Origin of the sequence: Streptomyces rhizosphaerihabitans (assembly GCF_025399795.1) — a bacterium.
Taxonomy (GTDB): Bacteria; Actinomycetota; Actinomycetes; order Streptomycetales; family Streptomycetaceae; genus Streptomyces; species Streptomyces rhizosphaerihabitans.
Genome location: NZ_JAODTZ010000061.1, coordinates 39,962 through 50,584 on the forward strand (window position 1 = coordinate 39,962; position 10,623 = coordinate 50,584).

Consider the following 10,623-nt stretch of genomic DNA (forward strand, 5'->3'; position numbering starts at 1 on the left):
CCATGCTCACGCCCTGGAGTGGAACCGATACGGCGAGTTGTCCATCTTGAACTTGACCGGGCCGGGCAGGACCTGAGGCCCACTCAGCCGCCGAAGCCGCCCGGATCCGGCAGCTCGCCCTCGGGCGGCGGCTCCGCCTCCAGTGGCTTGCCGAACGCGGTAAATGGCCAGGTGCGGTCCGAAAGCCCGTCGCCGCGCACCGACTCGGCGGGCGACTTCCTGATCCAGCGGTCCTGCTCCGCCGTACTCGGCGTCTCCTGCCCCGATGGCTGATCGAGGTGGGCGCGGTTCGGCCGGACGTAGTCCGTCTCTCCGCTCCGGATCTGTTCGAGCCCGGCGCCTGATGGCGAGCGTCACCGGCGATGCCTCACCGGCCATGTCTCACCTGGTGCAGACGGCGGTCGATCAGCGCGTGTCCATCGGTGCTCACGTACGACAGGCGCGCCGCGACCTGGCGCGGCCCGATCCCTCCCAGCACACCGGAAGACCGGCGGGCGCTCCGACCACGTCCGTGGACGGACCCTCGTCTTCGGTCTCATCCACCCCCAAAAGCCCATCTTTGAGGGCGAGTTGCCTCATCGTCCAGCCAACTGCCGTGGTACGCAGAGAGGTTGGCGGCGTGTTCGACGTCACGGTAGAAAACATGATCGAAAAATATGTCCACCTTTGGTCCATCTGACGTAGGGTCACTGTTGCTCGCCGGACTGCCCGAGTGAGCATAAGGAAGGACATGTGATGCGCCACAAGATCGCGGCTCTGGCCGCAACTACCGTTCTGCTTGCCGGCGGAGCACTCGCCACCGCGACTTCGGCGTCGGCAACTGTTGATCCGCCCAGCGGCGGTTGGGATCACACGTGGACCACCACGGACTCGAACAATGGTGGCACGGTCTACATAGCCGAGCACGGCGACCACGTCTCGGTCTGCGACACGGCAGCCGACGGATACGCTCCCCGGGTCCGAATCGCCAACGAGGAGCAGACTGTCCCCGGCGCCTATGACACCCGCTACACCCTCACCGCCTCGGGCGGAGAGGGATCATGCGTCTCGGCCAGTGCTTCGCAGGGGGGCGTGTACGACCTCCCTGAGAACGTCAAGATCGGCGTCACGGTCTACCTGGGTCCGGACTACAAGTACCAGTCCACGCACTATTACCTCAACGACAACTAGCCGGTACGCAGGGGCGGAAGCGCCCCCGCGCACCCTGCGTGGCCAACGCGCCGACGCCGCTGGACCCGCGTACGGGCGGTCGTGCCGGCCTTGCGCAGACGGAGAGCGGGACCCGGTGAGACTGGGCCCGCTCTCTCATGCCGGCATCGGCCACGGTCGGCGCTTGATTTCTGCTGATCCCCGGCGAGTGCCCCGGCAGGATTCGAACCTGCGCACACGACTCGGGAGTGATTGCCTCGATCGAACCCCGTCCCACCTGACCTGTGCGGGAGCCGGACCGTGTCGCTATGGCACCACACTGTGTCGGGGCTCTGTCGCGCTGGCCGAGGAGCCCGGGGAGTCGATGGCATCGGGACGTGGGCTCCGGCGGTGAACGGCGTTTACGGGCCTCGACCCCGGGGGCGGGTACGCATGGTCGATCGGGCCTGGATCACGCCCCCGGGGGGTGTCCGCCGAGACCGGCGGCGGTTACGTCATGGAAAACCCGACGAATTCACCGTAGCGGCCTTTTGGCGTGGACGTTCCACGCAGTCCCGTCGAAGGGCCCGTGACGTGAACATCCTGGCCCGCCGGAACACCCTTCAGTTGCTTCTGGCGCTCGTGGGATTGGCACTGATGCCGTCGCCGGCGGCGCGACTGGACCGAATTCTTTTCGCCGAGATGTTTCGGCGTCTCATCGGACAGGTCGTTCGGGAATCCTCGGAAGAACCTTCTCGGCGATGCTGAGGAGAACGCTGTCGTTCGGGAGGGCTCCGGACTTGCTCCACACGGTGATGTCGCAGTAGCCGCCTCGGTCATTACGGTCCAGGGCCACGGACAGCGTCCTGGCCAGGGGACCTTGTTCGACCGGTCCGCTGGATCGGCCACTCCCGAGATTGAGCTCGATCTTCATCGTGTGATCCGAGGAGAGGACCGCGGGTCGACCGAGAACCTTGAGCGTCTTGATGTCCGTCTCATCCCCGAACTTCATCAGCTTCACGTACTGGTCGGTCGACAGCTCGTTGTAAGTGGCCGAGACGTTCACGGTGTACGTGTCGAACGTGACCTCGGCCTCCGGCTGGGCGACCTTCTCATCAGTCAGAGGAGCGGTGTTGTCGGTGCCGGAGACATTGGTCGCGGTCTCTCCAGGCGTTCCAAGAAGCTTGGCCAGGTCCGGCCGGTTGAGCGCCTTGCACAGCTCCTCACCGGTCACAGGCCGGGGCGTGTCCTTGTAGACCTTCGGAAGCTCCTCGTGTGACTCGCCCGAACACGAGGCGGGCTGCGGGGCGTTGTCGTCGGACGGCATGAAGCGTGGGGCCACCCACAGCGCGGCCGCGAGTGCCCCGAACACGGCCACGGCCGCGACGGCCTGGCTCCAGGGGTTGTGCTCCTTCTCCGGAGTGCCCGGGCCGGGACGCGGCCCGGTTCCGGCCCGGGGCTGAGGGTAGGCCTGGGCCTGGGCCTGGGTGGCAGCACCGACTGCCGCCCCGTCTGCGGAGGCTGTCGGACTCGGGTTCCGGCGTGCGCGCAGGGCCCGGACCACCGCGTAGACGCGTATTGCGGTGAACACGAGGAACACCACGCCGAGACCGGCCGCGACCCGATCGTGATCGCGGACGGCGAGATACATGATGCGTACGCCGAGAACAGAACCGACCGCGATGAGCAGGGGCTCGCGGACCCAGAACGGCAGGAGACGGAGGAGGAAACCGAGCATCCTGCGATCCCACCAGGACAAGATCACATTCGCCATGATGGAAGCCACAGTTCCGGGCACGTGCAGGGCCTGCCGAAGCAGGAGACGCCAATCCGACGATCCCGAGATCGGCCATCGGGACGACAGCGCTGCCAGGACTGAGCCAAAGCTGCCGATGTCCTGGACCACTCCACTCCACTGCCCTGTTCTGGACCACTCCACTGCCCTGAGCTCGGACACCCACGGCACGCCCGTGACCCGCCGTCCGCTACCGGCCTTCAGGCACCTGAAACCCGCTCGCTGCTCACTCGCGATCAGTGCGTAACAACGACAAAGAGCCGGACCAGTAGGACTGGGCCCGGCTCTCGATGTCTGGCACTTGGGCTGGTCAGCGGGTCGATCGCGCTGGTCCGGCTTCTGTGCCCCGGCAGGATCGAACCTGCGCACACGGCTCCCGAGTGATTGCCTGTTTGCTCCCTTGAAATCCCTCTGCCTGCGGCGGAGTCCGATTAAAAGCGCGTGGTGACGCGGAGCGTGTCGGAGGTGTGTCGCGAGAGTGCCTGAGCGAGGCGATCGGAAGTCGCCTCCGACTCCTGCGCCCTCGTGTATTCGCGGCGACTTGAGGAGGGAGCGAAGGCCGCCATCCGCGAGTGACTCTGAGAGCTGACCTGTTCCCAGTCAGGCGCGGCGTAGATCTCAGTTGAGTCGAGCCGTCTCCTGCGCATCGGCCGTCTCAAGCCGCTTGAATCCCCTGCGCGCGGCCTTTGGCTCAGCTGTCCATCGGATGGTCTGTTTTTGATTGCCACGCCAGGTGATCCACGCATTATCTCTGGACGTTCTTGAAGTGTGCAGTGACGTCGTGCCGTGTGTCAGCGCTGCCGACAGAAACGATGAGGGGAACGTTGACCTTGCTGGGCTTGACCACGGAGACGGGGCCGTTCGATTCCCCGGATGCGGTGCCGGTGGCGCGGGAAGAGTATTCGATGACTTCGCTGTTCATACCGCAGTGCAGTGAAGCGAAGGTTCCCGGTGTGGCTGATCTGCTCGTCGCGGTGAGGTAGGGACCGCCAGGTAGGCGGGTCGACCCGTCGGAGGTGTTCTCAGGCCAGGCTGCAGTGATCTGGAGTTGGACTGGGTACGGGCTGTCTGGGCGGACCGCCAAGAGTCCGCACTTACGGCCGGTCGTGTAGGCGAGGAGATAGTCTGGTCCGCTCCGGGCTTGAGCAATGGCCCGGCCGCCAGCCCGAGACAGTACAGGATTGGCGATCTCCGAGACCTTGCCTGTGAGATTGACACGTGGCAAGGAGCTTAGGGCTACGGTTTGCGCTGAGCCACTTCGGGTGGGGCGTGCAGACCCACCCGAAGGCGCCGAGCACGCGACGCCGGCAAGGGAAACGGTAATTCCTATAGCAACGAATTGAGTTGCACGGATCGCCGTCACTCGCTTCCCTTCTCTGTAGCGTCAAGTAATGATTAGCTATTCCACTGATTGTCGAAGGCCGGTTGCATCAGCTTGCTGTCGCTGGTGACCACGGACGTGACACCGCCCCGCTTTATGAGGGTGTGCGCAGTCGGTGTAAACAGCCCCGGCTCACTGGTTGCAGTCACGCCGCCGTGATGGTCAGTCATAGGCGCAGCCTGAGTCGTACCGGAACTCAGAACGCCCAAGGCCAGCGCGCCGACAGCAGCCGTTACTGCAATTACCCGATTCATAGAAAATCCCCCGTAGCCCTGCCACCTACCTTGACTGGGCGGTGGCTGCGGAATTGAACCTACAGGCGAAATAGCCTGCCTAGCGTCATGCGAGATGATCCCTGAGCAAGACTTGAGGTTTTTAGATCCGAATTCAACCTTCCATCTCTCATAAGACAGAATCGAATGGCTCTGCACCCCCTCACAACCTTCTGATCCGTAGCTCTGCAGAGATCGGTCAACGGCGGTCATGCAGGTCACCCTGCGGTCCCCCGAGGTCACTGCTGGGCGGGGCCGGTTGCTGTGGTTGCTGCACTCCGCTGCTGTACCGCTCACAGGTCTACTCAGGACTCCGTCTCCGGACTTCCCTGGCACAGAACGACGTGCGCCATCCTGAAAGGCAGACCGCGGAGGATCGGCTCCATCACCTTGCCCATCGGCAGGACGGACTTGTGTTTCGGGGTATGCGTTCAGGCCGGTCACGCCACGGGCGCCTGAACGGGCCGCAGTGAAGGGACCGAACGATTGATGGAAACCGAAGCTGCCACGCGCGCCCGCCTCAGTGTCCGACAGCAGGAACTCCCAGCCGAACTTGATGAGGTTCATACGGAGTTGACCCAACTCGAAACACTGGTAGTCGTGTCACAGTGGCGGGACAGACCCAGCGGCCCGTACGGGCGAGGCACCATCTATCACACGGGCCTTGATAATCGCTGCCGTCCCACTAACCGCCCAGAGCGGATCACGCTGTACCGAGCCCTGCGTGCGAGTATGTCCCCGTGCCCGAGGTGTAAGCCAGGGAAGGCGTAGCGCCAATTCCACCAGCCCGCCACCCTCCCCAGCCACTCACGGCCGGCACCCGCGAACCGCGCCCCCGCCGGAGGCACGTACTTGACCGGCGGATGCCTTCCTCGCTTATGCCGCTGCACGTAGCGCGCCGCCGGGGCGCAGACAGGAGCCGGGCCGTGCCGCAGAGGCGGCGCGCGGCCCGCGTCTGCGCGGGTCCTTGATCAGGTAGGGAAAATTCCACCAGGAGCGTGAGGTGGCGGCACTGGCGCCCCTCTCAGGAGTGTTGACGGTCGAGCAGGTGTACAGCGTTGCTCGCCATCGCCAGGCTTGGAGCCAGGTCCCGCCGACGCCGACACGACAGATCTGGACATCTGTTGACAACACTTGCCCGGGCTTGGGGTTCCTGTCGTGATGCCCAGGTGCCTCGCCGTTTACCAAGCCTGTCAAGCAGACCTGGTGGCCTGAGCCTGTTCGGAGGCGAGCAGCCGCTCGAGGCTCCTGCGCTCTCTGTCGAGCCCCGCGAGCATCCGCGTACGTGTGTGCTCGAAGTCAGGCTCGACCTCGACGCCGAGGTCGTGGCGCAGGGTGACCCGGAGCAGATACACCCCGTCGGACAGGGGACCGCTGAACCAATCTTTGGCCCGGTTGTACGACCTGTCCGAGTCAGGGCTACTCGGCAACTGCTTCACCACCATGTACCCGACTCCGAGCGCCCTGTTGAGGGACGAGGCGATCTGGTGGACGTCCTTCGGCAGTGCCATCTGCGCCAAGGAGTATTGCTCTGACCAGGCTTCCTTCGCAGCATCGAGGACTGCTGGTTCGACGCTTTCACTGCGCTCGGCCGCTCGGACCGCGTCTCGGGCAGCGACCCGGTAAGCGCGAGCCGTGGTGTTCAGACGGGCATAGAGGTCCCGTCTGGCTTCCTGCGCTCGGTCGTGGCGGTCCTCTGCCCGTTCACGATCGGCACGCTGGTTCTGCGCCCGGGTGACGCGCTGGCTGAGCACTGCTCCACCCAGCGTTCCGCCCAGGGTTCCCCCGACGCCGATGAGCGCGACGGCAAGCGTGGTCACATCCACGAGATCCCCCCAACTCGTCCTTCATCCGCGCGTGGGCAGTTGCTGAAGACGGCACGACGGCCCCAGCAATGCTCAGGCTCCCCATCCGCGGCATGGTCCAAGACTGGGACGATAGCGAGGAGCAGGCCTACCCGGCTTCAATTCGTGCGTCACCTGCGGCGATGCCCCAAGATCCCACTCATGCCTGGTCCACAGTCCCCGACACAGGGCCGCTTCGGGCTGCTGTTCTCGGGATGACGCCAATCGGTACGGCTCGTGGTGGCGGGTAGCTGCGGTCTTATCAGCCCCACTGGGCGACGATGGCTTCCTCGACGCTGAAGACCGCATCACACTCGGCGCACTGCGCACTACCGAAGACGTAGGTCAACTTGCGGGCGATGTCCGGCTGGCCGTCTGTGAGTGCGCGGGAGTGGAGCTTTTGGGCCAGCCCCTCAAAGGATGCGGGGGCTTGAGGTCGCAGCGGCACCTGTCTCGCCGAGGTGGAGGTCCTCATGTACATGCTGTCCGTGGTCGAGAAGAAGCCGTACTCGCCGAAGACTATGAAGTTCTCCGTGTCGCACGTGGGGCAGGGCACCTCGTACTCCTCGTCGTTCAACCCGTCGAACTGCTCGCCCCAGACTTCGACGCCCTGGAAGCTCAGCAACGTGCCCAGCAAGTCCACGTAAGTCGTGGGGTTGTCGGTGAGTCCCGGGTCCTGGAGGGCTTCCTCGGTGAGTTGCGCCAGGTCGGATATCTGGGAGGCGTAGGTCACTTGAGGATCGTCAGCGCCGTACGGCTGATCTGTGCTGGCCACAATGGAGCTGGCCAGGTATAGGGGCATCCGCCGGTCCACCGCTGACCACTGACGCGCCATCTCGGTCAGAGCGGGCAAGGCCGCGTAACTCGCCGAGTAGACGGTGCCCTGATGACACAGCCGGGACCAGAGTTCGTCCCAGCTGGGGTCTTGAGCATTTAGACACGCTGCGTCGAGCAGGCCCGGGACGTCGTCTGCTGTGCCGTAGGCGTGGTGAAGCTGAGACCAGTCTGTCATGCCGATGATCTAAGCAGCCGAGCGCGGCACGATGCCGGGGAGGTTGCGTGAGCCAGCCGTTTCTGGAATCCATCAGTTACCTGCGGCGATGGTCCAAGATCCCGTCCACGCCTCGTCCACGGACCCCGACATACGGCCGCTTCGGGCGGCATATGGCTGCACATACGCGAAGACCCCGGCCTCAGCGTTTCCGCTGGTGACGGGGTCTTTGGGCACCTTGTAAAGGGTGCCCCCGGCAGGATTCGAACCTGCGCACACGGCTCGGGAGGGCATGTCGTAAGCGCCGGATAGACAGGCTCTGACCTGCGAGTTTTCCGCAAGAGCGCCCGAAGAGGGGCGATCTCTATCGCATACTGTGCACAGAAGTCCTAGGGACAAGCGGTTCCGACCGCTCAACTAGCTTATTGCGTATGGGAGTTCCGGAGACGTAACGGCTGCGAGTATGGAACCGACTGAACCGTGGTGCGACAGCAGTGAGGCCGACCGATTAGGCCAGTAGGGGGAGCGTGGCATATGGCATCAACCTCGGCGTCGCCCAGTGGCGACAACCAGTCGCATGGAGCGGCGTCTGCGGGTGCACCTGCACCAGCACAGGCGAATCCGCAGACGGGTGCACCTGTGCCAGCGCAGGTGCACCCGCAGGGGCTGGGCGGGGCTCAGGCGCAGAGCGGCGTGTCCAAGAAGGCGATCTGGACCCGCATGGCCGTTTGGTTCTTTCTCTCCGTCGTGTTCGCGTTATTGCCTACCGGGGGCCAGTATCTGAATGACCGACAGATGGCGGGGCCTCATGATGTGGACCACTGGGTGTGGATCGGTAGGGCGCAGCTTTACCTCGTCTCAATGGGCCTAGCCGTATCCGCCATTGGCGAGGCAATGATCATTCTGAAGAAGAAGCATTCATTCAGGTTGATCATGGTCTCGTTCTTCAACATGCTCATCATGCTTTTCGCTGCGTATCTTGCTCCAGGCGCAGACTCGGACAAGAAGATCGACAGCGTAGTTGGCCAGCAGTCTCTGATCATGTTCGCCGCGGCGCTGCTCACTTCTGGCGCTAGTACGTTTCTCTGCGTTGAGGAAGACGGGGTGCAGCAGTGAAGGCGGACTGGGTACTAACGATCGTCGCAGCAAGCGGCGGCATTGTAAGCATCCTCGCCGCGATGGCAAAGGTATGGGCTCAGAAATTGTCTGACAGACACTTTCTGCGCCGATTCCTCCGTTCAAAGGGCGAAGAAGGCGGGCCTCCACGTCCACGCCCATAGGATGGCGAAAGAAATCACCCCGCGGAACTGGCGGCCCATCACGAATTAGGGACGTTTTCATCTGCAGCGCGGTGTTTAGGAGGAGGGTGCGCGCAGAGCGATCGGATGCCGTTGACTCATTCCAGGAAGCCTCGCCTACCAAACTCGGCCTCTTCATCCTCGCGACGGGCCAGAGACGAGTACCACTCGACAAGCGAACGCATCGAAGACGCCAAGCGCGGCCATTCATCGCTCAATCTGCTGCTTGCCTCGCTATATCGTTGCGCAAATTGACGCTCCTGCTCCCCACCTTCTTCAACACTGCGCTGCACGATGCCCCGTTGCGCAAGAATTCCGGATTTTAGCCCCTTCTCGATCGCTCCATGCAGATTGTCTTCAAGGAAGTCTCGCGCTTCTTCGCAGGGCCACACGTCATCCTGGCCGGCTGGCAGGTGAGAAAGTATCCTGCCTATATGTCAGTCCCCAACTTCGGTGGGACCGCAGTCGCGGGCGCCGCTTGGTGGCGTTCTACGGGGTCCTGTACTACGCGGGACTCCGGCCCGCTGAGGCGGTCGGGCTGAGGCTCCCTGACTGCCGCCTACCGGAGCAGGGTTGGGGCACGTTGACGCTGCGGGAGACGCGCCCCGTATCGGGCAAGCAGTGGACCGACTCCGGGGAACGGCACGACCGCCGGGGCCTGAAGGCTCGTGAGTCCGACACCGACCGCCCGGTCCCCATCCCACCCGTCCTCGTTGCCATCCTCCGAGCCCACCTGAAGGAATTCGGGACCGCCAAGGAAGGGCGTGCGTTTGGGAACGAGCGTGGGGGCGTCGTCGGCTCATCCACGTACTGGCGCGTGTGGGAGGAAGCGCGACTGTTCGCCCTCCCGCCGGACCGCGTCGAATCGCCGCTCGCCGGGCGCCCGTACGACCTGCGGCATGCGTGCATCACGCGGTGGCTGAACGCCGGGGTCCCGATCGCTGAGGTCGCCCGGCGGGTCGGCAACTCCCCGGAGGTGATCCACCGCCGGTACCACGGCTGCATCGATGGGCATGAGGAAGCCGCCAACGCGAAGATCGCAAAGGCGCTGGAGGAGGAGGGCGACGCGACCTAGGCCGTGTCTCTCTGATCAGGTCAGGCCCGGGGCGCCCGGCACCGCGGGCTGATCCGAAGGACACGTTTCAGGCCGGACCGAATGCGCGGGCAAGGGCGCAGAGCCGGCCGTTGGCAGCCGAGTTTCGTAGGTAAACCGTTGTCGGCGCGTCGTTGCCCGGCGGGCCCGTCACCCGCATCCTGACGGTTCAGCATGATCACGATGAAGAGAATGAAGGTTTCCCGCACATGCAGCACATCCCCGACCTCGGAAAGAACTCGCTCGGCAAGCCGGATCCGTGGGCCAAGTTCCGAGGGCTCGCCTGGTGGCAGTTGGTCCTCTCGATCGTGCCGATCTTCCTGCTGCCGGTCGGCGGGGCGATAGGCGGGGCCATCGGGGCGGCGGGCCTCTTCGCGAACCTCTCCCTCGCCCGCAAGCCGTTCGGGACGCCGGTCAAGCTCCTGGCGATGCTGGGCGTGGTACTCGCCTCTTATCTGGGTTACTTCCTCGTCGTGGGTCTCGTCCACAACCTGCTCAAGGGCTGACTCTCCGGCCGGGAATCCTGATCTCGGCGGCCGGGGCGACGGGCCCGGGGTAACTCGCCCCGTCCCGTGTCCTTCGGATCAGGGCCCGGGGCGTCAGGCCCTGATCCGCCGGCCCGCCGCGCCCGACCGCACGTAGCCCGGACCGCCCGCGTCCGACTTGTGGCACAGCCCCAGGGCGTGGCCCAGCTCGTGTGCCGCGATCTGCCGACGTTTCCGCCGACGGCGAGGCCGTCACGGCCGCCCACCCGGCTTCGACCGCGAGGCCTACAAGCAACGGAACACCGTCGAACGCTGCATCAATCGCCTCAAGCAGTG

The 10,623-nt window shown here is 64.6% G+C and carries 8 protein-coding genes and 2 pseudogenes; 5 read left to right on the plus strand and 5 right to left on the minus strand.

Going from position 1 to position 10,623, the window contains the following annotated elements:
* The first annotated feature begins 735 nt into the window (after window positions 1-735).
* Window positions 736-1,170, plus strand: coding sequence for a hypothetical protein (locus N4G66_RS38840; RefSeq protein WP_261709007.1), 435 nt, complete (start codon window positions 736-738; stop codon window positions 1,168-1,170).
* A 673-nt stretch (window positions 1,171-1,843) separates the two neighbouring features.
* Here N4G66_RS38840 and N4G66_RS38845 read toward each other — a convergent pair.
* The 3 genes from N4G66_RS38845 to N4G66_RS38860 form a co-directional block, all read right to left on the minus strand.
* On the minus strand, window positions 1,844-2,866 hold the full coding sequence (locus N4G66_RS38845; protein WP_261709017.1) for a DUF6215 domain-containing protein: 1,023 nt from the start codon (window positions 2,864-2,866) through the stop codon (window positions 1,844-1,846).
* 2,903 nt (window positions 2,867-5,769) lie between these two features.
* A complete protein-coding gene (locus tag N4G66_RS38855; protein ID WP_261709008.1) occupies window positions 5,770-6,402 on the minus strand; it encodes a hypothetical protein in 633 nt (210 codons plus the stop codon).
* Between the two features lie 280 nt (window positions 6,403-6,682).
* The gene (locus N4G66_RS38860; RefSeq protein WP_261709009.1) at window positions 6,683-7,153 is read right to left on the minus strand and encodes a hypothetical protein; all 471 of its coding nucleotides are present in this window, start codon (window positions 7,151-7,153) and stop codon (window positions 6,683-6,685) included.
* Window positions 7,154-7,945: 792 nt separating this feature from the next.
* On the opposite strand from N4G66_RS38860, the gene N4G66_RS38865 reads away from it, so the two are divergent.
* Complete coding sequence (locus tag N4G66_RS38865; RefSeq protein WP_261709010.1) at window positions 7,946-8,527, plus strand: hypothetical protein; 582 nt, start codon at window positions 7,946-7,948, stop codon at window positions 8,525-8,527.
* 280 nt (window positions 8,528-8,807) lie between these two features.
* On the opposite strand, the gene N4G66_RS38870 is transcribed toward N4G66_RS38865, so the two are convergent.
* A complete protein-coding gene (locus N4G66_RS38870; RefSeq protein WP_261709018.1) occupies window positions 8,808-9,101 on the minus strand; it encodes a hypothetical protein in 294 nt (97 codons plus the stop codon).
* 68 nt (window positions 9,102-9,169) lie between these two features.
* On the opposite strand from N4G66_RS38870, the pseudogene N4G66_RS38875 reads away from it, so the two are divergent.
* Window positions 9,170-9,784 (plus strand): annotated as a pseudogene (locus N4G66_RS38875) (tyrosine-type recombinase/integrase); the annotation flags it as partial.
* 227 nt (window positions 9,785-10,011) lie between these two features.
* Window positions 10,012-10,308 (plus strand): hypothetical protein, encoded by a 297-nt coding sequence (locus N4G66_RS38880; protein ID WP_261709011.1) that lies wholly within the window; start codon window positions 10,012-10,014, stop codon window positions 10,306-10,308.
* A 93-nt stretch (window positions 10,309-10,401) separates the two neighbouring features.
* On the opposite strand, the gene N4G66_RS46090 is transcribed toward N4G66_RS38880, so the two are convergent.
* A complete protein-coding gene (locus tag N4G66_RS46090; protein WP_391858960.1) occupies window positions 10,402-10,509 on the minus strand; it encodes a hypothetical protein in 108 nt (35 codons plus the stop codon).
* A 13-nt stretch (window positions 10,510-10,522) separates the two neighbouring features.
* Between N4G66_RS46090 and N4G66_RS46095 the strand changes: the two are divergent.
* A pseudogene (locus N4G66_RS46095) lies at window positions 10,523-10,623 on the plus strand (IS5/IS1182 family transposase); the annotation flags it as partial.

Excerpts from the sequence above, each read along its gene's own strand:
- N4G66_RS38845 (WP_261709017.1), bottom strand. The coding sequence starts at position 2,866 with ATGCTCGGTTTCCTCCTCCGTCTCCTGCCGTTCTGGGTCCGCGAGCCC.
- N4G66_RS38865 (WP_261709010.1), top strand. The coding sequence starts at position 7,946 with ATGGCATCAACCTCGGCGTCGCCCAGTGGCGACAACCAGTCGCATGGA.
- N4G66_RS38880 (WP_261709011.1), top strand. The coding sequence starts at position 10,012 with ATGCAGCACATCCCCGACCTCGGAAAGAACTCGCTCGGCAAGCCGGAT.
- N4G66_RS38840 (WP_261709007.1), top strand. The coding sequence starts at position 736 with ATGCGCCACAAGATCGCGGCTCTGGCCGCAACTACCGTTCTGCTTGCC.